The sequence below is a fragment of the Sinorhizobium arboris LMG 14919 genome (genome assembly GCF_000427465.1).
Taxonomy (GTDB): domain Bacteria; phylum Pseudomonadota; class Alphaproteobacteria; order Rhizobiales; family Rhizobiaceae; genus Sinorhizobium; species Sinorhizobium arboris.
On the sequence record NZ_KE386497.1, the window covers coordinates 582,079 to 606,525 of the forward strand.

The window sequence follows — 24,447 nt, forward strand, 5'->3', positions numbered from 1 at the left end:
CGATATATTCCTCCCGCGGCGAAACTCCTGGGACGACGTTTTCTTCGATAGGCCCCGCTTTCCGGAGTGGGACTACCATCCGACCGGCCAGCTCTCGTTTGAGTTCGAGCAGGTATGTGTTTACCGAGGCTCCGCGCCGCGCCGGAGCTTCCGCGACGCCAAAGTCCAGCGACTCGAGAATATGGCCAGTGACATCGCTGTCGGCCTTGCGGTGCTTGCTGCAGCGAAAACTGAAGATCGGCTCAGGCGAGAAGCAGAGCAGCGAAAGATCGAGGAAGAGCGTCGTCGCCGCGAACTGGTAGCGCGTATCAAACATGTTGAGGATCGCCGTACCGCCGGACTGGCGGCGATTCTCTCCGAACTTGACGAACTGGAACGGCTCCGTCGTCTCATCTCCATGCTCACCGAGAAGGTTCCGGCCGAACCGAGCCCCAGATTGTCAGCGTTTCTGCCTTGGACCAGAGAGCACTTGGCGCAGCGCGAGGCTCGCCTGTCCCCGCAGGCGATCGAGGGTCGCTTTGAGGCGGAGCAGCTATTTGGTGACGATGACGATCACGGCTTCCCGCCCTCGCGGTGGTAGGTGGTGAGGGTGTGGAAGTCCCAATAGATTAATGGCGGCGCAGGCGAGAACCCGTACCTTCGCCGGTCGGCAGGTTGTCTGGCGCCTTGTCGCGCTGCGGGGGCGCCAAAACTTGACGCAACGCGTGATATCGCCTCGCGATTTCCTCCTGCTGGGCCGGTGGAAGATCGGCTACGACTGCGTTAATGGTCCGGGTTATGCTGTTTGCTCTCACCGATGTACGATAGACGGACACGAATTAGCCCGGTGATTTTTTTGGGGTCGGAGGCACGCGGATATGTCCGTTCCTCCTGGAAGTCGCCATTGACCTTCTGAATTTTCACCGATCCGCCGGCCTTGCCGACAGCCTTCTCGAGCGCGGCACCTTGGTGGCCTCGGCTTTGGTGGCGAAGGTCGTCGTGGGACGGCTGGCGCCGTCTTTGGTCAGGTCCCACCGATCCTTCTTCTCATTGTGCGTAAGCGTGAATTTCGGCAGCTTGGCCATTTCCTCCTCCAGGCCTGTTGTGTCTTGGTGGTTTGAATATTGCGCTTTTATGCCTACCATTGATGGGTCGAAAATGCGAATTCCCGAACTTGTCCCGCGGTTTGGACTCGTGCTATTTTCACCCACTAATGGTAGGTCAAAAGAACGAAAAGATAAACCAACTTCGTCGCCTGCTCCCCGAGGGGCTGGTGGTTGACACCGCTTGGCTGGAAAAACACGGCTACCGTCGGCAGTGGCGCGAAAAGTACGTGGCGCAGGGCTGGCTCGAAGGTGTCGTTCGTGGCGTCTATCAGCGACCGACAGGCAACGTTGATCAGGCGATAGCCTGGCAGCGCGTGATCATCTCGCTCCAGCGACTTCTGGACAAATCCGTGCACGTCGGCGGCCGCAGTGCCCTCGAGCTACAAGGCTTGACGCACTACCTCCGCTTTTCTGGCAAGCCAGAAATACACCTCTATGCCTATGGAAGTCTGCCTGGCTGGGTCCAGCGGATACCGACCGACGCTCAGTTCGTCGAACATAAGGCAGACAAGCTCTTCGATGCCGACGCACCTGGAAGGACGCGCATGGCATGGGGACATTGGGGATGGGAGCTCGACGTCTCCGCGCCGGAGCGAGCATTTTGCGAGCTTCTTGACCTTCTCCCTTCCCAGGAGACCTTCCATCAAGCGGATGTTCTAATGGAGTCGGTTCGCATTCTAAGTCCGAAGCGGGTTCAGGCCGTGCTGGAAGCGTGCCGCAGCGTGAAGGTGAAGAGGCTGTTTCTCTGGTTCGCCGAGCGACACGCCCATCCATGGTTCGGCCGGCTCGATCTCAAACGTATCGACCTCGGTCGTGGTAAGCGCCAGATCGTGGTCGGCGGTCGGCTGGACAGCAAGTATCAGATCACTGTGCCGGAGACACTCGATGCCGGCGTCTGAAGCTTATCGCGCGCAAGTCAGCCTCCTCGTTCGAGTTCTGCCGCTCGTTGCAGAGGAGAATGTCTTTGCATTGAAGGGTGGCACGGCCATCAATCTTTTCGTTAGAGACCTTCCACGCCTGTCGGTCGATATCGATCTGACCTATCTGCCGGTCGAGGATCGCGCGACTTCTCTCGCCAACATTGACGCTGCCATACGACGGATTGCTGCTCGAATAGGGGAGAATGTACCGCGCAGCCGCACCCAGGTCGTGCCGCTGCACAGCGAAGGCGCTGCAACAAAGGTGCTGGTTACCTCCGACGGTGTGCAGATCAAGATCGAGGTGACACCTGTCATTCGTGGCTGCGTCTACTCTCCCGAGACACGGGCAGTTTGCGACCGGGTCGAAGAGCTCTTCGGCTATGCCGAGGTGCCTGTTGTGTCCTTCCCGGACCTCTACGCCGGCAAGATCGTCGCCGCCTTGGATCGGCAGCACCCGCGAGATCTGTTCGATGTCAGATATCTGCTCGCGAATGAGGGTATATCCGATGAGCTACGGCGCGCCTTCATTGTATACATGCTGAGCCACAATAGGCCGATGGCGGAGGTTTTGGCGCCGACGCGCAAAGACCTGCGGCAGGAGTTCGAGGCTGGGTTTGCCGGAATGACGGAAGAGCCCGTGACCCTGGAGGCGTTGTACGATGCTCGTGAAGCTTTAATCGCCGAGGTCGTTGGCAAGATGCCTGCCGAGCACCGGCGCTTTCTTCTCTCCTTCAAGGCCGGCGAGCCAGAGTGGGACTTGCTAGGAGTGCCTGGAGCCGCGGACTTGCCGGCGGTGCGCTGGAAGGTCGACAACTTGGCCGAACTTTCGGAGGGCCGACGAGAAAAGCTGTTGTCGGATCTCAGGCGGGTGCTCGCGACATGAGACACGGTGGACGCGTGAGGAACGCCGAAGTGAAAAGGAACAAGACGACGACGATCTGCAAGCTATGCTCCGCAGTAGTTGGCTCTCGGGCTGTGGCGCTGGCAATGTGGATTGCCAGAACGTCGGCGCTTCAAAACACAGCCGAGCTGAGAGGCTAGGCCATGGTTCGCCTCTTCGTCGGCGTTACGGACAAGGCCTGGTTCGATCAGTTGAGCGCCTCTGTTCCTCATGACGAAGTCAATTTTTGGCAACCCAGCGGGACGACGCAGTTTCGCGCGCTTCAGCCCGGCGAACTATTCCTCTTCAAGCTGCATGCGCCAAACAACTTCATCGTTGGCGGCGGCATTTTCGGTCACGCGTCAATCGCGCCACTGTCTCTGGCCTGGGAAGCCTTTGGCCTTAAGAACGGCGTTTCCAGTCGCTCTGAAATGCGGGCGCGAATTGCGAGCTATCGCCGCGATCCGATTGCCCTGGACGATCGACAGGATCCCGTCATCGGTTGTCGGATACTGACCCAGCCGTTCTTTTGGCCGAAAGAACTCTGGCTGCCTATTCCAGCTAGCTGGTCGCCAAACATCGTGACCGGCAAGGGATTCAGCGCGGAGGAAGGGGATGGGCAATATCTATGGTCCGCAGTCACAGAGCGATTGAACTCGGTTCCTGAGATTCGACATACAGAGCCGGTCATAGCTGAGCGCTTCGGCAAGCCGACGCTGATCAAGCCGAGATTAGGGCAGGGCGCGTTTCGCCTGACGATCACCGATAGCTATGAACGCCGTTGTGCTGTCTCGGGTGAAAAGACCCTGCCGATTTTGGATGCCGCCCACATCCGTGCTTTCGAGGCCGGTGGAGAGCACGCGGCTTCGAACGGTTTGCTCCTTCGCACTGACATCCACCGGCTTTTTGACCTGGGATACGTCACAGTCTCGCCGGATGGTCGGTTCGAGGTCAGTGGCCGTCTGAAAGCTGACTTCGATAACGGTCGACACTACTATGATCTTCAGGGAACGCCCATTCGCCCTCCCAAGAACCGACATGCTGCGCCATCAGTCGACGCGTTGTCGTGGCATCGAGAGCATCGGTATCTGGGATGAACGCTTCTCTCATAACCGGGCTTTTGCTGCCGACTGGACGACGCCATGAGTGAAGCTCCGATAGATACGCGCATTCGATTGGCAGCCGTCGAACATATCAAACGTGCGAGCGCTGGTGGGGTAATCACAGCAGACGATTTACGGGCGGGATTCCTTATAGACGGGCAGCGAGTTCCGCTGATCAACCCCCAGCGAGGAATATTCAAGCCGGCTTCCATGAGACATTTGCTCAGTGTCCGGACCGTCTATCCGCGAACTGGCGCGCGCGTCTGGTATGACGATCAACGTACGGTTCATGCACAAATCTCAAGAGGGCGTGGTTGTTGACTGGCACGAATGGAAGCTGTTCTGGTACTGCGACAATTGTGACGGCGAGTTCGGCCTTGGACACGTCCTCAGAAGGACGTACGCCCGGGTTGCCTCTAGTGTGCCGTTCGACTTGCACAAGTGACTAGCTCCGCCGCGATCTCAGGCACAGGAATGGCATGCGGTTTGCCATTCTTCGTCGTCGACCAATCTGTGATGCGTTCCTTGGCATCCCATTGATCGAAATGTAGGCGCGCGATCTCCTCGACGCGCTGTCCAGTCAGCATGAGAATTCTGACGGCGCGCGTGTAAGGCGGATGGACGGGCGTGTGGGGCATTCGAGCCAGCGATAGAGCAAGTCCGATAAGTACGGTCAGACCACGCGCAAAATCAGAAATTTTCAGGTTGGTACGGTGCTTGCTTGTTCACGGCTTCATCCGATCGCTTGCGAGAGCGAGACGATAGTTTGACACCATTGAGCAAAGAGGAAATTTGCTATGCCGCGAACTGACGTAGAGCGATTCGTCAACGATTTAGGAAAAGAAGGCAGTCTGCTTGAAGACCTCAAACCAAGGGCTACAGGCCTTGCATCGATTGTAGCGATAGGAAAGAGCCTGAACTACAACATCACGCTCGACGAGGTTCAAAGTTACATCCGTTTGAACAGCCGACAGAAGTCACCTAGCAAGAAGCTCGACGCGATCGCGGGTCGCAAGCGTGGTTCGAGCCGTGCGGCATTGACCAGCCTTGTACAGACTAATGCCTTGGCCAATAACGCTACCGATGTACCCACGAGCCTTGTGCAAGTCGCGGAAAAGGGCACTAGCTTCGCCGCGGTCGTCCTACTTGTTGTAGTTGTTGTTGTGGTCGCGACCTGACGGAATTTCCTAGCTCTGACCGCATTGGCCGGGACGGTCCGGTGCGAAGAGAACATGAAAGCAAACCTCGTCGGATGAGATCATGCCATCAGGCCTACAAGATGCGGCTACAAGGACTCACCTGCACTCTCAGGACGAACATTGGCGACAGATCTTTGAGCGGCGCACGCCGGAGCAACGGCGCACGTTGTCACACGTAAAGCGCTTCATGGAGCGGCTGGCTGGTGACATGAAGTTCCGTACGGCTCTTTCAGAGAACGTCGACGCCCCTCGGGCGGTAACAGAGCGCTACGGCATCGAAGTTGATCCAGCGGAGATGCTACCGCTCTGGCGTGGTGACTACCTGAAATACCGCTTCACGCCGGAGTCGGCCCCGTGGCCGCTGGCTATGATGTGGGACGATTATATGCGCGCAGTGTTGCGCCATCGCGACCTCCTGCGAGACCAAGGCGAAATGTCAATCATCAGCCCTCGCTTTCATGCCTGGCGCGAACGCCAAATCCGGCGCTGTAACGACGAATTGGGCGGATCGGCGCCGTCGATCACGCACCCCATCCTCGCTTTCGAGCTGAGCGAAGGCTGCAGCGTCGGTTGCTGGTTCTGTGGCCTCTCGGCCGATCGCTTCAAAGGCTATTATGACTACAGCAAAGAGCATGCAGAGCTTTGGCGGGGCGTGGTTGGTGTCGCGAGCGAGATGTTTGGTTCGGCAGCCCGTACTGGCTTCTGCTACTGGGCCACAGAGCCTATGGACAACCCACACTACGACCACTTTCTGTTCGACTATTATCAGATCACGGGCGCATTGCCGCAAACAACGACGGCCGCACCGCTCAAGGATAAGGCACTCACCAGGCGCGTGCTCGGGCTCTTCGACCTTTATGGCACTACGACGAATCGTTTCTCAGTGCTGAGCACGGAACATCTCAATCAGATTCACATGGCGTTTTCGCCTGAGGAGCTGATGGGGGTCGAACTGATCCTGCAGGGCAAAGAGGGGCCGACGGCAAAGGCTTTCACCGGGCGCGCGCGCGGGCGGAAGAAGAAGCTCGGGGTCGCTTTGCCGGAAGGCTCTCCGTCGACGATCGCCTGTGTTTCCGGCTTCCTCGTAAATATACCGAAGGGACGTATTCAACTGGTGACGCCGGTACCGGGTAGCGAACGCTGGCCTCTCGGGTACCGCATCGTGGGTCAATGTTTCTTCAGGACGCGTGACGAGTTCCGTGAAGGACTACAGAGCATGATCGATCAGCACATGCTCGAGAGCCCCGCCCCCGACCTGCCGCTCCGCTTCCGCAGGGACCTGCAATACAAAGCAGGGAACCGGTACTTCGATCTCCGCTCACGCAGCAGGGAACACCGAGTGCTCGACGACGTCGCTCCGATTTCCATTGGCGATCTGATCGCATGTGGTAACTGCACAGCCTCCGAGCTGGTTATGCGGGTCACGACGGACGGAACCAGCGTGCTCGCAGTCGCCGACCTCCTCGATCAGTTATACGCGGCCGGGGTGATCGAAGAGGACCTCGACGACCGCTTTGCTTGGCAGACAAGCAACGAGATGACGGGCAGCATCGAATGGGTCTGATATCCCTGGAGCTCCGCGCGATCTCAAAAATGGGCGAGCGCACGCTCAGGCGTCTGCACCCCCAGGTGTGCCTCAAGTCTCAAAGCGAGGAATGTTCCCGTCTGTGCGCAAAAGTCCATCGCCGGGAACCCGTCCTGGGGCGGACAACTGCCTCTTTGTGCGCACCACCGCGCCAGGGCACTGCCATAGAAACTTTGTGTGCCCCCATCAATTGAGCCGTCGTGTAACTATCCCAGTCGCTTCGTTTGATCGTTGGCCTAATCGGCCACCGATCTGAATGGTCATCTGGAAGATGGCTCGAAAGCGATGAGTGGGTGGGAACGGGATGGATCTGGAAACGATCAGAACGCTTATTGAATTTGTCGGCCGTTCGCGCGTTTCCGAATTGATGGTGAGCGAGGACGGTGTCACCATTCGGATATCGAGTGGCTCGTTCAAAAGAAACTCATCAAACCCAATTCCGAAAGGCAGCCGCCAAGCAGAGGCGATCGCTGCTGACAAGGACGATAGGCGGCAAAATCGGACGTCCGACGGCCAAATTGTCGTGGCGCCCGTATTTGGCGTCCTGCATCGATCGCCCAATCCCGGCGCGCCCGCCTTCGTCGAGTTGGGAGACGTCGTCGAGGTGGGGCAGAGCCTCTGCATCGTCGAGGCGATGAAGGTCTTCAACACCGTATCTGCGCACAGGGCCGGGCCGATTACCCGCATTTTCGCGAACGATGGTGAGGACGTGGAAGCGGGACAGCCGCTGATGGAGATCGGATGATGTCACCCGTTCAGATGCGGTGCCATGGGGAAAGCGGACTTCGGTTCGAGAGGGTGCTGATCGCCAATCGCGGCGAGATCGCGATGCGTGTTCAACGCGCATGCCGTGAGCTGGGCCTGCGTACTGTCATGATCTGTTCCGACGCCGATCGGGACGCGCCCTATCGGAAGACGGCCGACGATTTTGTTTGCATCGGGCCCGCTGCTCCAGGTCAAAGTTATCTCAACCAGGCTGCGGTCCTGCTTGCCGCGCGGGCGACCGGCGCCGGCGCTATTCACCCGGGCTACGGATTTCTTTCGGAGAACGCGGCTTTCGCCGAAGCCGTCGAGCGCGCGGGTCTCATCTTCATAGGACCACCCGCCTCGGCGATCCGCACGATGGGCGACAAGATCGCTGCCAAAAGGGCAATGATCGAAGCGGGTGTTCCGTGCGTGCCCGGTCCGGATGCGGTTCTTCCAGAAGACATCAGATCGATCGAGACCATTGCCGACGCCATAGGATATCCGGTGATCGTGAAGGCGGCGGGCGGCGGTGGCGGCAGGGGCATGCGCGTCGTGCACAATCCCTCGGCGCTCAGCGATGCCGTGTCGGTCACCCGGGAGGAGGCTCGAAGGGCATTCGGCAGGCCGGAGCTCTACATGGAGAAATTCCTCGAGCATCCACGCCACATCGAAATTCAGGTGCTTTGCGACGAGCACGGCAATGCCGTGTGGCTCGGCCACCGAGACTGCTCGATGCAACGACGCCACCAGAAAGTGGTCGAGGAGGCACCTGCACCCGGCATCCCCGCGGAAATCGTCGCTGCGGTGGGTGAACGTTGCGCCAATGCGTGCCGCCAGATCGGTTATCGGGGGGCTGGTACCTTCGAGTTTCTATATGAGGACGGCGAGTTCTACTTCATCGAAATGAACACGCGCCTTCAGGTCGAGCACCCGGTAACGGAGATGACTTCGGGCATTGATATCGTGCGTGAACAGCTTCGCGTTGCCCAGGGGCTGCCATTGACGATTTCACAAGTCGATGTGGCAGCACATGGCCATTCCTTCGAATGCCGGATCAATGCTGAAGATCCGTTCACCTTCGCACCGTCACCCGGCCGGATCACCGCCGCTGAGTTTTCGGGAGGTCCTGGCGTCCGCGTCGATAGCCATGTGACGACGGGCTACAAGGTGTCGCCGCACTACGATTCCCTGATCGCCAAACTGATCGTCCACGCGCCGACGCGAGATCAGGCCATTCGCCGCATGCGGGTGGCGTTGGCGGACACCAGAATCGACGGGATCTCGACCAATCTTCGGCTCCATCAGGAGCTTTTCGAGGACCCTGCGTTCTGCGCTGGCGAGACCGATATCCATTATCTTGAGAAGTGGTTGGGCGAGCGAAAAAAATGACGAAGGCTCGTAAGCGAAAGAGCGGATCGCTCGCCGAGCAAGTACTGGATCCGGCGACGCTGGAGGAGATCGCGCTCTGGCTCGAAAACGCCGGTGTGAGATCGATCGAGATCGAGACGGAAGGCGGCCGGCTCGTCCGGATCGTGGCCGGGGAGGACGCCGCCTCGCATGGCGCCGGCATGGATCGGCCTGTGTTGGGTCCGACGGAGCCTCCCAGTGTGAGCCCCGCCAAGGCACCGATCGCAGGGCACTTCCTCTCCGTGCATCCGGCGCGCCATGCCGCCGAAGCGGCCATCGGTGCTTCCGTCCGGCCAGAGCAAATCCTCGGCTTCGTCAGCGTTGGGCCGCTCATCATGCCGATCCACGCCGAAGAGGCGGGGACACTGGGGGCCTGCACAGTCGAGTCCGGCGACCTCGTCGGATATGGCGACACCGTTTTTCTGATTGAGCCCGCACAATGAGTTTCATGCAAGGCAAAGCTCTCCCGACGCCCGCAACGATCTCGGCGGTCACCGCCGACGAGCCGAAGATCTCCATGATCGGCACGGGCGCCTACCTCATAGAGGCGCCGGGGGGGTTCGACCTCCCGACACAAAGGCGCATCTGGGCCCTGTCGCATGCGGTCGAGACCTGGCCCGAGGTTCGGGAAATCGTTCCCGGAGTCACGAACCTGCTCGTGATCCTCAAGCAGACGCCTGAGGAACCGGAGCAATTGCAGGCTCGTCTGAGGCACGAATGGAATTGCGCGCGCAGTGTCGACCTGACCGGAAAGACGGTCGAAATCCCAGTCACCTACGGCGGCGAGCATGCAACGGACCTTGCGGCCGTTTGCGATTATTCGGGACTGAGCGATCGAGAGATCGTGCGGCTGCACTGGCAGGGCAACTACACGGTTGTCGCACTGGGAAGCGCGCCCGGCTTTGGATACCTGCACGGGCTCGATCCACGTATCTACATGCCGCGCAAGACCGTGCCGTCCCTCAGGATGCTCAAGGGAACGGTCACGATCGGCGGCATGCAGACGGGCGTCTCGGTTCTGACGGGACCAAACGGTTGGAATTCGATCGGCTTCGCCGAAATGCAACTGTTCGACCCGGCGAAGACGCCGCCGGCGCTGCTCGCTCCCGGTGATCGGGTCCGCTTCCTTCCCGAGAGGATCGAACTGTGATCGAAGTTCTTCAAACCGGTCCCCTGAACACGGTGCAGGACCTCGGCCGTTTCGGTTTCCGCAACGCGGGCGTGACCTCAAGCGGCGCGATGGACCGGCTTGCCCTGATGGTGGGCAACCTGCTTGTCGGCAACGATGAAGGGGAGGCCGTTGTCGAAGTCCAGACCTTTCCGTTTCGCCTTCGATTCGAGAGGGACATGACAGTCGCGATTACCGGCGCGGATTGCGATGCGCGCGTGGATGGACGGCGGCTCCCGCCCTGGTGGGCACTTCCCGTTTCAAGCGGACAGGTGCTTGAACTCGAGGCGCCACGGCGCTCCGCACGCGCCTACCTGAGCTTTGCCGGCGGGATCGACGTCGAGCCGGTGATGGGATCGCGTAGCACGTCTCTTCGCGGCGGGTTCGGCGGGCTCGAGGGCCGCTTCCTAGCGGCGAATGACCGACTGGCAATTGGCGGTGCGCTTGCATGTGCTGTACCGCCGGGCGGCTTCGGGGCCCTGCCGCCGGCGGCCGCGCTTGCCGAACACTTTCCGGCTTCAGAGGACGGCACGCTTCTGGTGCGAGCCATTCCCGCCGGGGAATACGTTCTCTTCGGTGCCGAGGCCGAACGCTTCTGGTCGCAGACGTGGAAGATCTCCTCGCAAAGCGACCGTACAGGGTACCGGCTCTCGGGGGAGCCCATCAGGCTTGCCTCTCCCGTTGAGTTGCGTTCGCACGGCGTTGTTCCCGGAGTCGTGCAAATGCCGCCGTCGGGCGAGCCGATCATCCAGATGAGCGATGCCAACACCGCCGGGGGCTATCCCAAAATAGCGGGCGTTATCGACGTCGACCTTTGGCGGCTGGGCCAGGCGCGGATCGGCAGCCGCATCCGGTTTGTCCAATCGAGCGTCGCCGAGGCGCGCGGCGCAGAGCGGGCGGTACAGGCCTATCTCGACGATATTCGTCGCACGCTGCCCATGCTCACCCAGGCATTGGCGGCGATGTCACGCCGATAGTTCGTGCGCTGAGAAAGCCAAGACAGAAGAGGCAAGGATGAAGATCGACCTGAATTCGGACATGGGGGAGGGCTTCGGACCCTACCGGCTCTGCGACGACGAAGCGCTCATGGACGTGGTATCGTCGGCGAACATCGCATGCGGTTTTCACGCCGGCGACCCGGATACGATGGCGCGGATGGTGAGGCTGGCAAAGGCCCGCGGGGTCGGCGTCGGCGCTCATCCGGGTTTCCCCGACCGGCTCGGTTTCGGGCGCAGGGAAATGCCTGTCGAGGCGGATGAGATGCGCCAGCAGGTCCTTTACCAGCTAGGGGCGTTGACCGCGATCGCCAAGGCCGAAGGAGTCCCGGTCGCGCATATCGGGTTCCACGCGGCGATGGGCAACATGATCAACCGCGATGCCGCGCTTGCCGACCTGATCATGCAAGCCATCAGATCGGTGGACCCCGAGCTCATCGTCTTCTCCATGCCCGATACCGAAATAGAAAGAGCGGCCACCCGTGCCGGGTTGAGAACCCTCACGCTCTTCCTGGCAGACCGGGCCTATGATTCCAATGGACAGCTCGTTTCGCGCAAATTGCCGAACGCCGTCCTGAAAGAAGAGGCAGCGGTTCGTGCTCGGGTGCGGCAGTTCCTCGAAAGTGGGACGGTAACCACGATCGACAACCAGGTGATTACGGTTCGCGCCCGCTCGATCCTCGTCCACAGCGATACGCCGGGTTCGCTCGAGCTTGCCCGCATCGTCCGCAGTGAGATCGAGGCTGCCGGAGCGACGATCGCGCCCGCCCGTGAAGTCCTCGCGTCAAATCCACGCTGACTTTTCGGCGTGAGGAAATCTGACATCGTCAACGAAGCTGAAAGACGAGAAATCCATGCCGACTCTTGCTGACCGTCTCAAGAATGTCTCCGTATCCGCGTCTGCCGCGATGACGCAGCGTGCCCGTGACCTCGCGTCGCGGGGCATCGACGTCGTTTCTCTGTCCTCAGGCGAACCGGATTTCGCGACGCCGCCGCATGCAATCGAGGCCGCCCATGCCGCGGCCTTGGCGGGAGACACCAAATATCCGCCGCTCGACGGTACGCCGGCCCTCAAGGCGGCCATCGCCCGCAAATTCAAGCGCGACAACAATCTCGATTACGAGCCCAGCCAGATTCTCGTCTCCGGTGGCGGCAAGCAGGTGATCTTCAATGCGGTCCTTGCAACCTGCAATCCGGGGGACGAGGTCGTCATTCCGTCCCCGGCATGGATCAGCTATGCCGACATCGTTCGTTTCGCAGGGGGCGTGCCGGTTTCCGTCGCATGCGGCCAGGAGAACGGCTTCAAGCTCAGCGCCGATGACCTGGAAGCGGCCATTACCCCGCGGACGAAATGGCTGTTCCTCAACTTTCCCAACAATCCGACCGGCGCCGCCTGCTCCCGCAAGGAGATGGTGGCGATTGCCGAGGTCATGCTGCGTCATCCTGACGTGTGGATCATGACCGACGACATGTACGAGCATCTCGTCTATGACGACTTCGAGTTCTGCACGATCGCCGAGGTGGAGCCGCGGCTCTACGACCGAGTCCTCACGGTCAATGGTGCCTCCAAAGCTTACGCGATGACGGGCTGGCGGCTGGGATTCTGTGGCGGGCCGAAGTTTCTCATTTCCGGAATAAGCAACGTCAACGGCCAAAACAGCGGCGGCACCTCGACGATCACCCAGGCCGCGGCGGTGGCAGTGCTCGACGGACCGCAGGATCTCTTGAAGGAGCGCGCCGCGATCTATCGCCGGCGACGTGATTTCGTGCTCGACAGGCTCGCCGGCATCGAGGGCCTGACCTGCCATAGGCCGGAGGGCGCTTTCTATCTCTTTCCGAGCATCGCGGGGCTGATCGGCAGGACGAGCAAGTCGGGGCGCAGGATCGAAACCGACACGGACTTCGTCATGGCGCTCATCGATGAGCAGCACGTCGCGACCGTGCAGGGCGCAGCCTACGGCATGAGCCCGTTCTTCCGCATATCCTACGCGACCAGCATGGAGAAACTTGCGGACGGCTGCGATCGGATCGCGCAGTTCTGCAGTGATCTTAGGTAAGATGTGGGAGCTTGAGCGGTTCCGGCGCTTACTGCTTCAGCCGCTCCGTCAGTTCGCGCAGCAACGCCTGCACCGCTATGGCGGGCTCCGACAGCGGTGCGTATTCCGACACGCACAGAGAGAGTGTCTCTTCGATTTTCGGTGAGATGCTCCGGCAGATGGTCGGGCCCGCCCCTTCCGCGACAATACGATCCGCCACGGCCTTCGGCATGACCGTCGCACCGAGACCACTCCCCACCGCTCGCGTCAGCGTCCGGATAACCTCGACCTCCCCGATCACCGTCAAATCCGCCCGGCTTCTCGCGAAAGCGGTCTCCACCGCGCGTCGCACGAAGTTGTAGGCCGGCGGCATCAAAAAAGGCAGCGGTTCGAGCGCCGAAATCGGAACAGGTGTATCGCCGGCCTCGATACCGAACTTCTGGTGCGCGACGAGGTAGAAATCCTCCCTGAGAAGCGGTTCGAACCGCAGGCCCTTCATCGGACCGGCACCGTGGATCAATGCGATTTCTAGTCGATTGTTCATCAGCATCTGGCTGTAGGTCTGCCCGACGCTCTCGGTGAGGTGAAGCACGATGCCGGGATAACGCCGCCTTGTTTCCGCAAGAAGTTCGAACGACAGGGTCGCTGCGCTGCTGAATGGCGTCAGTCCAACGGAAACGCGGCCGGCAAGGTGTTTTCCCGCAGCCGCGACGTCGGCATGCGCCTGCTCCATCTGCCGCAGGATGATCTGAGCGTGGCGATAGACCTGAGCGCCCGCGTCCGTCATGACGACACCCTGCTGGCTTCTCGTGAGCAGCTTCGTCCCGAAGTGCTCCTCCAAGGCGGCTAGCTGCTGGCTGAGCGCAGGCTGTGCGATGTGGAGGATATCCGCGGCTCTCGTAATGCTGCCCGTATCGACGATCACGACAAACGATTTGAAACGCCTGATATCCATTGATGAAATTGCGCTCACTGTTGCTGTAGTGGATCCGAATACTACAACCTGGCTGTTAGCTTGTAACGCCTTCTTTCCCAAGCCAAACTTGGGGGAGAAATGCGAGGCTCAGGTCGAAGGAAGCTGGTCCGCCGTGCGGCGACGATACAAATTACCCGAGTGAAATCAATCCGATAGAAGGCAGTCGTCGCCTTCATAAGATAGGCTTATCCCTCCAAAGATAATCGGAATTATCGCGCGCTCGAAAGGTCAGCTAATGTTCCCGAAACAAAAGGGGATCGCTGATGCCATTTTCCGATTACAGAACCGCCCTTGTCACCGGTGCTTCCTCTGGAATTGGAGCCGCAGTCGTCGAGCGCTTTTGCGCCGAAGGGCTTGAAGTGCACGCAATCGCGCGCAGTGCGGAGCCGTTGCGCAAGCTCGCGGAGCGCACCGGTTGTGTGGCGCATGGGATCGACGTCACGGATAGGGCGGCGCTTGCGGATCTCACGAGTCGCGTCGAGTTCGACATTCTCGTCAACAATGCCGGCGTCGACCGCCCTAAGAAGTTCCTCGAAGCGGAGGATGGCGACATCGATCTCCTCATCGATGTCAATCTTCGGGCGGTTCTTCACCTTTGCAGGATGGTGGTCCCCGGAATGGTTGCGCGTGATCGCGGCCATGTCGTCAACATCTCCTCGATCGCGGGCGCCTACAATTTCGGGGGAAATTCTACCTATCACGCGACGAAAGCCGGCGTGCGCATGCTCTCAAACCAGTTGCGCATCGATGCCTTCGGCAAGCGCGTGCGTGTTACGGAAATCTGCCCCGGGCGGGTGGCAACCGATATATTCGCGCATGTCCATGGCGACAGCCCGGAGATCCGCGAACGCTTCATCGATGGCTTTGAGCTCCCCGAAGCAAAGGACATCGCCAATGCCATAGCCTTTGCGATCGCTGCGCCGGTCGCCGTCAACATAGGTCATATGGAGATCACGCCGACACTTCAGGTGATGGGCGGCCTGCAGACGGCAAAACCGCAGTCTCCGGAGCGGGGATCAAGGCGTGAGTAGCTTCGACCTCTCTGAGATCCTGGGCAATCCCGAATACGTGTCGATGCTGCTCCTGGGCATCAAGATGACCTTCATCGTGGCGATCGGCTCCTGGGTTCTCGCAATGACACTTGCACTGCTTCTGCTCGGCCTCCGCTACGCGCCCGGTCCGGTCGGCAATGCGTTCGTCACGGCTTACGTCTCCTATCACCGCAACGTCCCGACGCTGGTGCAGCTCCTGCTCTGGTATTTCGGCATCTTCACGCTGATGCCGGACCCGGTCACCTTCTGGCTGAACGACCACAATGCAGAGGCGATCTTCGCAGTGATCGCGCTAGGCCTCTGCCAGGCGGCCTATTTCAGCGAGGACCTTCGCTCCGGCATGCGGGCGGTGAGCCCCGGCCAGATGGAGGCGGCCCGCGCTCTCGGCCACAGCTACGTTTCGGCCATGCGCTTCGTGATGGTACCGCAAGGGAGCCGAAACGCGCTGCCGGCGCTGATCAACCACAGCGTCTCTCTCTTCAAGAACAGCAGCCTTGCCGTCGCGATCGGCGTGGCGGAGCTTACCTACGCGGTCAAGGAGATCGAGAACTTAAGCTTCCGCACCTTCGAGAGCTACCTGCTTGTCACCGTCCTCTACCTCGTCTTCTCGCTGATGATCATGGCGCTCGGCGCCTATACCGCCCGCAGAGCGGACCCAGTCAGGAGCGGCCGAGCATGATCAGCGACATCATCGCCATCATCCGCGACTATTGGCTGCTGCTGCTCATCGGGCAGTATCCGAACGGACCGCTCGGAGGGCTCGCGGCAACGTTGCTGCTTTCGGTCCTGGCGATCGCCTTCGCCTTTCCGGTGAGCATTGCGCTCGCGCTTGCCCGGCTTTCAAAGTCGCCATTCCTGAACTGGCCCGTAACCGCGCTCGTCTACTTCACACGCGGCGTGCCGCTGCTGATGTTGATCCTCTGGGGATATTTCCTCGTGCCGCTCGTCACGGGGGCCAATGTCCCGAGCTTCCTGACGATGCTGGTGACGCTCGTCGTCTATCAGGGAGCATTCCTGAGCGAGGTGGTGCGCGGGGGGATCGTGGCACTTGGGCACGGCCAGATGGAGGCGGCGCGGGCGCTTGGCCACAGCTATCTCGGTGCCATGCGCTTCGTCATCCTGCCTCAAGCGCTCTACAACGTGATCCCGAGCATCATTTCGGTATTCGTTGCGACGATCAAGGACACGACGCTCGGCTACGTGATCAACGTGCCGGACCTGACCTTCGCCGCCAGCCAGATCAACAATCAACTGCTGACCCAGCCGTTCCAGGTCTTCTTCATCCTCGCTGCGGTCTACTACGTGATCTGCTGGTCACTGAGCCGGGTGGCCGTGCTCACGGAGCGCCGGATCACCCGCAAACGCGCTGGCACCGCGCCGCAGCCAACGGCAAAATCCCTCAAACTCGCAGCTCTCACGGATCAGCCATCATGAACACGACCGTGTCCTCGAACAACTCGCCCATGATTCAGCTCAAAGGCGTCCGCAAGAGCTACGGTATCTACGAGGTTCTCAAGGGGATCGATGCCGACGTGGCTCGTGGCGAGGTCGTGGTGATCTGCGGCCCGTCCGGCTCAGGCAAGTCGACATTGATCCGAACCGTAAACCGGCTGGAGGAAATCGGAAGCGGCTCGATCATCTGCGACGGCAACAATATCCATCGGCCGATGCCTGCCAAGGAGCTCAACCGGTTGCGCAGCCGCATCGGCTTCGTTTTCCAGAGCTTCAACCTCTTTCCTCACCTGTCGGCCATCGACAACATCGCGATGTCGCCGATCCGGGTGAAAGGCGTTCCGCGCGACGTTGCCTATGCCAAGGCTACGCAACTTCTGGAGCGCGTAGGTCTGGCCGACAAGGCCCATGCCTATCCCGCTCAGTTGTCGGGCGGTCAGCAGCAGCGGGTCGCCATCGCGCGGGCACTGGCGATGGAGCCCCCAGTGATGCTGTTCGACGAGCCGACAAGCGCACTCGACCCGGAAATGGTCGGCGAGGTCCTCGCCGTGATGAAGGGATTGGCGGCCGACGGCATGACTATGATGTGCGTCACGCACGAGATGGGGTTTGCCCGTGATGTCGCGGATCGCGTCTGGTTCATCGATCAGGGACAGATCGTCGAGTCCGCCCCGCCCGAAGAATTCTTCTCTCGCCCCCAAACGACGCGAGCGCAGCGCTTCCTGAGCGATCTGCGGCATTAACCAAAAACCAACTCCAGAGGAGAACGAGCAATGAAATTGAAGTCATGGACCCTGGGCGTCGCGCTCGTGGTGACCGCGATCGCTGGTCCGGCAAAGGCAGACAAGCTTGCGGAGATCACCGCGGCCAAGGTGATCCGTTGCGGAACCTTTTCCGACGTGCCGCCTTTCGCTGCCCCGGATCCGAAAACGCGCGAGATGGCGGGTTTCGACGTCGATCTCTGCAACGCGATTGCCCGCGAGCTCGGCGTCAAGGCCGAGATCAAGCCGCTCTCGGTCGAAGCACGCGTTCCCGAGGTGAAGCTTGGGCATGTTGATATCGCCGTGGCCAATCTTGCCTACACTCTGAGCCGCGCAGAGCAGATCGAGTTCAGCCATCCCTATTATCTTGCCAAGGAGATGCTGATCGTGAAGGCGGATGACCCTGGCAAGAAGAAGGCCGATTTTGCCGGTGTCCGGCTTGCCTCGACAAAGGGCTCGACGTCCGAACTAGCCATCCGCAAGAACGAGTCCAAGCCGCTGACGTTCCAGGACACCGGTTCTGCATATCTCGCCGTTCAGCAGGGGAAGGCTCGGGGACTGGTCGCCAACACGATGACGACGACCAAGATCGTCAACGAGTCGAAGACCAAGGGCGCCGAGATGCGCATGATCGAAGAGCCCATGCTCTACCAGCCGATCGGCATCGGCATGAAGAAGGACGAGCCGGCATTGACCGCGAAGATCAACGAAATCCTGGTCTCGCTCGACAAGTCGGGCGAGATCAACAAGATCTGGGACAAATGGCTCGGACCGAACACCGAGTACAAGATGACCCGCACGGACAAGGTCGTCCCGATCACCGAACTGAAGTTCGAGCCGATCCCGTAATCACTGAATGGCGATGAACATCGCTTTCCCAAGATGCGGCCCGAGCTTGGGCCGCGTCATCGAGCAATCGTGCGCGCGCCCCGCATGCGGGCGCTGCACGCAGCGTTGATCAAAAATAATGCCGGCAGCCGCCGGCGGCCCCAGGAGAGTTTCAATGATCAGACTGAAGCAACGGTTTGAACGTCCGAGCAAGGACGAGATCGCGGCCATCGCCAAGTTTTCGCCGGCGACCCTTCACGAAGCGCAGGGTCGCAGAGGCGCGCTGTCTTCCCGGTTGAAGCCGATCGACTACCGAATGAAACTCTGCGGCCCTGCCTTCACGGTCAAATGCGCGCCGCGCGACAACATCATGCTCCAGGTCGCGATCAACTACGCTCAGCCGGGAGACATCATCGTCGTTTCCGCCGGCGAGTATGAAGAGGCCGGATCTTTCGGCGACGTCCTCGCCAACGCCTGCCTAGCGAAGGGCATCGGCGGCCTCGTAACCGACACGGGCGTTCGAGACACGCTTCAATTGCGCGAGCTTGGCTTCCCGGTCTTTTCCTTGAGCGTCTGCATCAAGGGCACTGTCAAGGAGACGCTCGGCGCCACCAACGAGCCAATCCTGATCGGCGACGAAATCGTGCATCCGGGCGACATCATCGTCGGCGACGCGGACGGGCTGGTCGTCGTGCGGCGGTCGGAGGCACGCGATGTGGCGAAGCTGGCGCAGGCCAGGGAGGATGCCGAGGCCGAATACATCGCCGCATACAAAGCCGGCAAGTCGGTCGTCGAGGTCAGCAAATTGGAAGCGGTGCTGAAGGCAAAGGGTCTCGTCGTCGAAGACTGACATGTGGCCTGCTTCGCCTCGACGATGGCACGCTGCATACGCCGTCAGGCGCGACGGCACAGGAGAATATGAAGTTATGGCTTTTCCACTTTTTGACCTCACAGGCAGGCGGGCTCTCGTCACCGGTTCGTCGCAAGGCATTGGCTATGCGCTGGCGTGCGGGCTGGCCGAGCACGGGGCGGCCATCGTTCTCAACGGCCGCGATCGTTCGAAGCTGGCCTCGGCTGCGAGCTCTCTCAAAGAGGCCGATCATGACGTTGCGGTCTCGGATTTCGACGTGACCGACCCCGATGCGGTGAAGCGCGGGGTCGACGCGATCGAGAGGGATATCGGGCCGATCGACATCCTGATCAACAATGCCGGCATGCAGTTCCGCACGCCGCTCGAGGACTTCCCGGCCGAGCGCTGGGAGCAATTGTTGAGGACGAACGTCTCCAGCGTCTTCTATGTCGGCCAGGCCGTCGCCCGACATATGATTGCGCGCGGCGGCGGCAAGATCATCAATATCGCCTCGGTTCAGAGTGAACTCGCGCGCCCGGGCATCGCCCCCTATACGGCGAGCAAGGGCGCGGTCAGGAACCTGACCCGCGGCATGTGCACCGACTGGGCGAAGTATGGCTTGCAGGTGAACGCCATCGCGCCGGGCTATTTCAAGACGCCGCTGAATCAGGCGCTGGTCGACAGCCAGGAATTCACGTCGTGGCTGGAAAAGCGGACGCCTGCGGCCCGCTGGGGAGAGGTCGAGGAACTGGTCGGCTCGGCGGTCTTCCTGGCGAGCCGCGCTTCCTCCTTTGTCAACGGACACACGCTCTATGTCGACGGCGGCATCACCACAAGCCTCTGATGCCGGTCGCAGCTTCGGGCCGGTCGTCGTCATGGGCGCATCGGGTTGCGGCAAATCGACGATTGGCGAACGGCTTGCGGATTATCTCGGCTGTCCGTTCGTCGAAGGAGATAGTCTGCATTCGCCGGCGAATGTCGGCAAGATGCGGCGCGGCATTCCGCTCGAGGATGCCGACCGCTGGCCCTGGCTCGACGAGATCGGCGGGCTCTTGGCGCGCCGACCGCCCGTCGTCGTGTCCTGCTCCGCATTGAAGCGCTCCTACCGGGAGCGGCTGCGCGCCGTCGCCGGACGGCCGATCACCTTTGTCTTCCTGCAGGGCAGCCGGGCGACGCTCGCCCGGCGCATGGGCGGGCGCGAGGACCATTATATGCCGCCGTCGCTGCTCGACAGCCAGCTCGCCACGCTCGAATTGCCTTCGGGCGAGACGGACGTCGTGACGATCGAAATCGATCAGTCGCCGGAACGCGTCGTGGCGCTGGCGATGAGCAACCTGGCGATCCGCTGGGGTCGCTCGACCACCGAAGAAATCACGGGAGGAGTATGATGGCGAAACCGAAAATCTTGCTCATGGGGCCGTATCCGGACTGGGACCTTGTCGACCTCGAAAACCGTTACGCGGTCCACAAGATCTATGAGGCCTCGGATCGGCACGCCTACATCAGCGAGCATGGGCCCAACATCCGCGCCATTGCAACCCGGGGCGAGCTCGGCGCGTCGGCGGCGTTGATCCAAAATCTGCCGAAGCTCGAAATTATCTCCGTTTACGGGGTTGGATACGACGCCGTCGATCTGGCTTCCTGCCGGGAAAGAGGCATCCGCGTCACCAATACACCCGATGTGCTGACCAACGACGTCGCCGATCTGGGTGTTGCCATGATGCTTTGCCAGTCGCGCGGCATGATCGGCGCCGAACGTTGGGTAACGGACGGAAGCTGGGCGGCGAAGGGCCTCTATCCGCTGAAACGGCGCGTCTGGGGCCGCAGGGCGGGCGTGCTCGGGCTCGGCCGCATCGGTTTTGAGGTTGCGAAGCGCCTTCGCGGTTTCGACATGGACATCGCGTACAGCGATGTTGCCGAGAAGCCCCATGCGGAAGGCATGACCTTCGTTGCCGATCCGGTTGCACTGGCCGAGAGGTCGGATTTCCTGTTCGTTACGCTGGCGGCCTCCGCCGCCACGAGGCATATCGTTTCGCGCGACGTCATCGCGGCGCTCGGACCGGAGGGAATGTTGATCAATATTTCGCGGGCCTCCAACATCGACGAGGAAGCTCTGCTCGATGCCCTGGGAAGCGGAGTGTTGGGGGCAGCAGCGCTCGACGTCTTCGAGGGCGAACCGAAGCTGAATCCGCGGTTCCTCGCGCTCGACAATGTCCTGCTGCAGCCGCATCACGCATCCGGAACCGTCGAGACGCGCAAGGCCATGGGACAGCTTGTCCGTGACAATCTTGCCGCCCATTTCGCCGGCGCTCCGCTCATCACGCCTGTTATTTGAGGTTCGCCCATGAAGGCTGTCGTCATTCACGCCGCCAAGGATTTGCGGATCGAGGAGCGAGAAGAGCTGGCTCCGGGCTCTGGTCAGGTCGAGGTCCAGATCGAAGCTGGCGGCATCTGCGGATCCGATCTGCACTACTACAATCATGGCGGCTTCGGCACGGTGCGCCTGCGTGAACCGATGATTTTGGGGCACGAGGTCGCAGGTACGATCAAGGCGCTCGGCGGAGGCGTTTCCAGGTTCGCCGTCGGCGACCGGGTGGCAGTGTCGCCCAGCCGGCCCTGCGGATCATGCGCTTTTTGCCAGTGCGGTCAACAGAACCATTGCCTGAACATGCGCTTCTACGGCAGCGCCATGCCCATGCCGCATATCCAGGGGGCGTTCAGCCAGCGTCTAGTCGCGGAGGAGTGGCAGTGCCACAAGATCGCTGACCGCGTCTCGGTCAACGAAGCGGCGCTTGCCGAGCCGTTTGCCGTCACCTTGCATGCCGTGGCACGGGCAGGCTCGCTGCTCGGCAAACGGGTTCTTGTCACTGGCTGTGGCCCGATCGGGGCCCTGGCGATCATTGCCGCTCGCGTTCATGGTGCTCGGGAGGTCGTTGCGACCGACGTGATGGATGGCGTTCTCGAAAAGGCGCAGTCGATTGGCGCGGATCGCGTGATCAACGTCGCCGAGAACGCCGATCGACTTACCGCCTACGCCGCAAACAAGGGGCATTTCGACGTCCAGTTCGAAGCCTCGGGCAATGCCCTGGCGGTCCGTTCCGGTCTCGAAGTTCTCAAGCCGCGATCGGTGCTCGTACAACTCGGCCTCGGCGGTGATGTTTCCATTCCGCAGAACCTGGTGGTGGCGAAGGAGATCGAGATGCGAGGCACATTCCGGTTCCATGAGGAATTCGGGCTGGCCGTCGATATCATCAATGCAGGACGTGTCGATCTGAAGCCGCTTCTGACCGGCGTCTTCCCGCTGGAGGAGGCGGTTGCAGCCTTCGAGACGGCCGGCGACCGCAACCGTTCGATGAAGGTCCAGTTGAGCTTCTGAAGCGACGAAAGAGGTTTGGAGACCCGCAATGTCACAGGCGGAAATCGGCCTAATCGGCCTCGGCGTCATGGGAGCCAACCTCGCGCTCAGATCGCGGAGAAGGGCTACAGGATCGCCGTTTTCAACCGCACCACCGCGGCGACGCGCAATTTCTACGCCGATGCCGGCGCGCTCAAGGAGCAGATCGTCCCCCGCGAGACGATCGAGGACTGCGCCCGCGCGACGGCGATGCGCGCGCCGTGAACGTCGTCCGGTCGGAGGGAAGGACGTTTCCAACCCACCGTTGCCTGGTGCCCGCTTCCGAGTTTCGCCACAGGAGCTTCAGCTTTTCGCTCGCCAATGGCGACTGGTTCTATTTCGCGGGGGTCTGGCGGCCGGCGATCGAGGACTGGCCGGAGGCTTACGCCATCCTGACAATCGAGGCGAATGCCGATCTCGCGCCGTTTCACGACCGGCAGATGGCGGTACTGACACGAGATCAACGCCTGGCGTGGCTCGACGGACTTCTCCCCGAAGCCGAAATCCTTCGCTCGCTGCCGGCAGGGACATTCCGGGTCAAACGCCATTCGATCGATCCTGTCCAGGCAACGCTGGCGGTCTAAAGCGCCAGCCGCAACTGCGGTGCCATTTCAGAGATCTGCCGTTCCAATGATGACAGCGTGACGCCGAGCAGGCGGATTCCCCTGCGCGGCGGAAAGATCGGCGCGAGAAGCAGGCCGACCACCTCCTCGAGGTCGCCGATCGTTTGCAGAGGTGCCGCAACCGTCTTGCTGCGGGTGATCTGGCTGAAATCGGCATATTTGACCTTGAGCGTGACGGTCTTGGCGCCGATCTCATTGGCCTCGCAATAGCCCCACACCTTCTCGATTAGCGGCTGAAGACCGTCGCGCGCCGGTCCGTAGGAGTGGATGTCCTCGGAGAACGTGTCTTCGGCGCCGACGGATCTCCGCACGCGGTCCGGCTTGACCTGGCGATTGTCGATGCCCCGGGCAATTCCATAGAAATAGGCCCCCGACTTCCCGAAATGTTCTACCAGGAACTCGAGGGTCTTGTCCTTGAGGTCTGCGCCTGTCTCGATCCCCAGCCGGTGCATCTTTTCGGCAGTCGCCGGTCCGACGCCGTGAAACTTCTTGATGGGAAGCTGCTCGACGAAGGCCGGGCCGTTCTTCGGCGTGATGACAGCCTGACCATTGGGCTTGTTCAGGTCGGATGCCATCTTGGCCAGGAACTTGTTGTAGGAAATTCCGGCCGACGCATTGAGACCGGTGACCTGCTTGATCTTCGCCCGGATCGTCGCGGCAATCTCGGTGGCGATCTCCATCCCCTTCAGGTTTTCGGTGACGTCGAGATAGGCCTCGTCGAGCGAGAGTGGCTCGATCATCGGCGTGTATTCGGCGAAGATCGCACGGATCTGCAACGAGACGGCCTTGTAGACGTCAAAGCGCGGTCTGACGAAGATGAGGTCGGGGCATTTGCGCTTCGCGGACACCGAAGGCATCGCCGAATGAACGCCGAACTTGCGTGCCTCGTAGCTGGCGGCCGCCACGACGCCGCGGGCAGCAGGATAGCCGACCGCAACCGGCAGGCCCCTGAGTTCCGGATTGTCGCGCTGTTCGACGGATGCGTAGAACGCATCCATGTCGATGTGAACGATCTTGCGCGGACGCTGGCTGTTTTCGTCGTTTGTCATCGCCTAGCTTCCATCAGGACTATCTCGCTCGTCCAGAAATGGGAAGTGCGCGCCGCATTTGTCACCCTCCGGCGTTTGCATGCGCTCGCAGCCCATCGCCGTGCGCCGGCGGATCACCGCGAAGCTCACACTGGCGCCGAATGCTTTCACCAACAGCTTGCGCTCAACTGCGCAGTGGCGATGACATGGGCGACAGAGGAATTCAATGATCGGCTCACGGTGATCCCTCAGTCTCGGATCCAGATCGTTCACAGGCTCCGGTCGCGCCATGCGAAAAAATTCCCATTCCTGCCATCGAATTGAATCCCTTCATGGATTTCTTCGATGGGCACTCTCG

The 24,447-nt window shown here is 60.9% G+C and carries 27 protein-coding genes and 3 pseudogenes; 25 read left to right on the forward strand and 5 right to left on the reverse strand.

What is annotated here, in order from left to right:
* Positions 1-181 precede the first annotated feature (181 nt).
* Complete coding sequence (locus SINAR_RS1000000137065) at positions 182-580, forward strand: hypothetical protein (RefSeq protein WP_209439323.1); 399 nt, start codon at positions 182-184, stop codon at positions 578-580.
* 319 nt (positions 581-899) lie between these two features.
* Here SINAR_RS1000000137065 and SINAR_RS1000000137575 read toward each other — a convergent pair whose 3' ends face one another.
* Entirely contained in the window at positions 900-1,064 is a 165-nt protein-coding gene (locus SINAR_RS1000000137575; RefSeq protein ID WP_209439324.1) for a DUF2188 domain-containing protein, read from the reverse strand.
* Between the two features lie 128 nt (positions 1,065-1,192).
* Between SINAR_RS1000000137575 and SINAR_RS0131730 the strand changes: the two genes are divergently transcribed.
* From SINAR_RS0131730 to SINAR_RS0131740, 3 genes are all read left to right on the forward strand, one after another.
* Positions 1,193-1,984: a type IV toxin-antitoxin system AbiEi family antitoxin gene (locus tag SINAR_RS0131730; protein WP_028002760.1), complete on the forward strand. Its 792-nt coding sequence runs from the start codon at positions 1,193-1,195 to the stop codon at positions 1,982-1,984.
* Positions 1,971-2,888, forward strand: coding sequence for a nucleotidyl transferase AbiEii/AbiGii toxin family protein (locus SINAR_RS0131735; RefSeq protein ID WP_028002761.1), 918 nt, complete (start codon positions 1,971-1,973; stop codon positions 2,886-2,888). Before SINAR_RS0131730 ends, SINAR_RS0131735 begins: the two co-directional genes overlap by 14 nt.
* Before the next feature lie 161 nt (positions 2,889-3,049).
* On the forward strand, positions 3,050-3,982 hold the full coding sequence (locus SINAR_RS0131740; protein ID WP_028002762.1) for an HNH endonuclease: 933 nt from the start codon (positions 3,050-3,052) through the stop codon (positions 3,980-3,982).
* A 449-nt stretch (positions 3,983-4,431) separates the two neighbouring features.
* On the opposite strand, the pseudogene SINAR_RS1000000138055 reads toward SINAR_RS0131740, so the two are convergent.
* Positions 4,432-4,643: pseudogene (locus SINAR_RS1000000138055) on the reverse strand (site-specific integrase); the annotation flags it as partial.
* Between the two features lie 142 nt (positions 4,644-4,785).
* On the opposite strand from SINAR_RS1000000138055, the gene SINAR_RS0131750 reads away from it, so the two are divergent.
* From SINAR_RS0131750 to SINAR_RS0131790, 9 genes are all read left to right on the forward strand, one after another.
* Positions 4,786-5,166 carry a hypothetical protein gene (locus SINAR_RS0131750; protein WP_028002763.1) on the forward strand — a complete coding sequence of 127 codons (381 nt, stop codon included), beginning with the start codon at positions 4,786-4,788 and terminating at the stop codon, positions 5,164-5,166.
* An 82-nt stretch (positions 5,167-5,248) separates the two neighbouring features.
* Positions 5,249-6,751, forward strand: a complete 1,503-nt coding sequence (locus SINAR_RS0131755) for a radical SAM family RiPP maturation amino acid epimerase (RefSeq protein ID WP_050577636.1) — start codon at positions 5,249-5,251, stop codon at positions 6,749-6,751.
* Positions 6,752-7,076: 325 nt separating this feature from the next.
* Complete coding sequence (locus SINAR_RS0131760; RefSeq protein ID WP_028002765.1) at positions 7,077-7,517, forward strand: acetyl-CoA carboxylase biotin carboxyl carrier protein; 441 nt, start codon at positions 7,077-7,079, stop codon at positions 7,515-7,517.
* Positions 7,514-8,908 (forward strand): acetyl-CoA carboxylase biotin carboxylase subunit, encoded by a 1,395-nt coding sequence (gene accC, locus SINAR_RS0131765; RefSeq protein WP_050577637.1) that lies wholly within the window; start codon positions 7,514-7,516, stop codon positions 8,906-8,908. The genes SINAR_RS0131760 and accC overlap by 4 nt, the downstream gene beginning before the upstream one ends.
* A complete protein-coding gene (locus SINAR_RS0131770) occupies positions 8,905-9,369 on the forward strand; it encodes a biotin/lipoyl attachment domain-containing protein (protein ID WP_028002767.1) in 465 nt (154 codons plus the stop codon). The genes accC and SINAR_RS0131770 overlap by 4 nt, the downstream gene beginning before the upstream one ends.
* Positions 9,366-10,076, forward strand: coding sequence for a 5-oxoprolinase subunit PxpB (pxpB, locus tag SINAR_RS0131775; RefSeq protein WP_028002768.1), 711 nt, complete (start codon positions 9,366-9,368; stop codon positions 10,074-10,076). Before SINAR_RS0131770 ends, pxpB begins: the two co-directional genes overlap by 4 nt.
* Positions 10,073-11,071: a 5-oxoprolinase subunit C family protein gene (locus tag SINAR_RS0131780; protein ID WP_028002769.1), complete on the forward strand. Its 999-nt coding sequence runs from the start codon at positions 10,073-10,075 to the stop codon at positions 11,069-11,071. The genes pxpB and SINAR_RS0131780 overlap by 4 nt, the downstream gene beginning before the upstream one ends.
* A 37-nt stretch (positions 11,072-11,108) precedes the next feature.
* Complete coding sequence (locus tag SINAR_RS0131785) at positions 11,109-11,888, forward strand: 5-oxoprolinase subunit PxpA (RefSeq protein WP_028002770.1); 780 nt, start codon at positions 11,109-11,111, stop codon at positions 11,886-11,888.
* A 55-nt stretch (positions 11,889-11,943) separates the two neighbouring features.
* Positions 11,944-13,146, forward strand: coding sequence for a pyridoxal phosphate-dependent aminotransferase (locus tag SINAR_RS0131790; RefSeq protein WP_028002771.1), 1,203 nt, complete (start codon positions 11,944-11,946; stop codon positions 13,144-13,146).
* A 28-nt stretch (positions 13,147-13,174) separates the two neighbouring features.
* On the opposite strand, the gene SINAR_RS0131795 is transcribed toward SINAR_RS0131790, so the two are convergent.
* Positions 13,175-14,080, reverse strand: coding sequence for a LysR substrate-binding domain-containing protein (locus SINAR_RS0131795; protein ID WP_028002772.1), 906 nt, complete (start codon positions 14,078-14,080; stop codon positions 13,175-13,177).
* A 284-nt stretch (positions 14,081-14,364) separates the two neighbouring features.
* Between SINAR_RS0131795 and SINAR_RS0131800 the strand changes: the two genes are divergently transcribed.
* The 12 genes and pseudogenes from SINAR_RS0131800 to SINAR_RS01000000134450 all read left to right on the forward strand — a co-directional run.
* Positions 14,365-15,132: an SDR family oxidoreductase gene (locus tag SINAR_RS0131800; RefSeq protein WP_028002773.1), complete on the forward strand. Its 768-nt coding sequence runs from the start codon at positions 14,365-14,367 to the stop codon at positions 15,130-15,132.
* Complete coding sequence (locus tag SINAR_RS0131805; RefSeq protein ID WP_028002774.1) at positions 15,125-15,832, forward strand: amino acid ABC transporter permease; 708 nt, start codon at positions 15,125-15,127, stop codon at positions 15,830-15,832. Before SINAR_RS0131800 ends, SINAR_RS0131805 begins: the two co-directional genes overlap by 8 nt.
* Complete coding sequence (locus SINAR_RS0131810) at positions 15,829-16,587, forward strand: amino acid ABC transporter permease (RefSeq protein ID WP_028002775.1); 759 nt, start codon at positions 15,829-15,831, stop codon at positions 16,585-16,587. The genes SINAR_RS0131805 and SINAR_RS0131810 overlap by 4 nt, the downstream gene beginning before the upstream one ends.
* The gene (locus tag SINAR_RS0131815; protein ID WP_028002776.1) at positions 16,584-17,348 is read left to right on the forward strand and encodes an amino acid ABC transporter ATP-binding protein; all 765 of its coding nucleotides are present in this window, start codon (positions 16,584-16,586) and stop codon (positions 17,346-17,348) included. Before SINAR_RS0131810 ends, SINAR_RS0131815 begins: the two co-directional genes overlap by 4 nt.
* Before the next feature lie 30 nt (positions 17,349-17,378).
* Positions 17,379-18,215 carry an ABC transporter substrate-binding protein gene (locus SINAR_RS0131820; protein WP_028002777.1) on the forward strand — a complete coding sequence of 279 codons (837 nt, stop codon included), beginning with the start codon at positions 17,379-17,381 and terminating at the stop codon, positions 18,213-18,215.
* Between the two features lie 154 nt (positions 18,216-18,369).
* Positions 18,370-19,044 (forward strand): 4-carboxy-4-hydroxy-2-oxoadipate aldolase/oxaloacetate decarboxylase, encoded by a 675-nt coding sequence (locus SINAR_RS0131825; RefSeq protein ID WP_028002778.1) that lies wholly within the window; start codon positions 18,370-18,372, stop codon positions 19,042-19,044.
* Positions 19,045-19,120: 76 nt separating this feature from the next.
* Positions 19,121-19,888, forward strand: coding sequence for an SDR family oxidoreductase (locus SINAR_RS0131830; protein WP_028002779.1), 768 nt, complete (start codon positions 19,121-19,123; stop codon positions 19,886-19,888).
* Positions 19,857-20,432, forward strand: a complete 576-nt coding sequence (locus SINAR_RS01000000134445) for a gluconokinase (protein ID WP_050577638.1) — start codon at positions 19,857-19,859, stop codon at positions 20,430-20,432. The genes SINAR_RS0131830 and SINAR_RS01000000134445 overlap by 32 nt, the downstream gene beginning before the upstream one ends.
* Entirely contained in the window at positions 20,432-21,379 is a 948-nt protein-coding gene (locus SINAR_RS0131840) for a 2-hydroxyacid dehydrogenase (protein WP_028002780.1), read from the forward strand. Before SINAR_RS01000000134445 ends, SINAR_RS0131840 begins: the two co-directional genes overlap by 1 nt.
* Before the next feature lie 9 nt (positions 21,380-21,388).
* A complete protein-coding gene (locus tag SINAR_RS0131845) occupies positions 21,389-22,420 on the forward strand; it encodes an L-idonate 5-dehydrogenase (RefSeq protein WP_028002781.1) in 1,032 nt (343 codons plus the stop codon).
* A gap of 28 nt (positions 22,421-22,448) precedes the next feature.
* A pseudogene (locus SINAR_RS0131850) lies at positions 22,449-22,642 on the forward strand (NAD(P)-binding domain-containing protein); the annotation flags it as partial.
* A pseudogene (locus tag SINAR_RS01000000134450) lies at positions 22,627-23,022 on the forward strand (SOS response-associated peptidase family protein); the annotation flags it as partial. The pseudogenes SINAR_RS0131850 and SINAR_RS01000000134450, both read left to right, overlap by 16 nt.
* On the opposite strand, the gene dinB reads toward SINAR_RS01000000134450, so the two are convergent.
* Both dinB and SINAR_RS1000000138060 read right to left on the reverse strand, forming a co-directional pair.
* On the reverse strand, positions 23,019-24,110 hold the full coding sequence (gene dinB / locus SINAR_RS1000000137490; RefSeq protein ID WP_028002783.1) for a DNA polymerase IV: 1,092 nt from the start codon (positions 24,108-24,110) through the stop codon (positions 23,019-23,021). The pseudogene SINAR_RS01000000134450 and the gene dinB overlap by 4 nt on opposite strands.
* Positions 24,111-24,113: 3 nt before the next feature.
* The gene (locus SINAR_RS1000000138060) at positions 24,114-24,380 is read right to left on the reverse strand and encodes a hypothetical protein (protein WP_028002784.1); all 267 of its coding nucleotides are present in this window, start codon (positions 24,378-24,380) and stop codon (positions 24,114-24,116) included.
* Positions 24,381-24,447 lie beyond the last annotated feature (67 nt).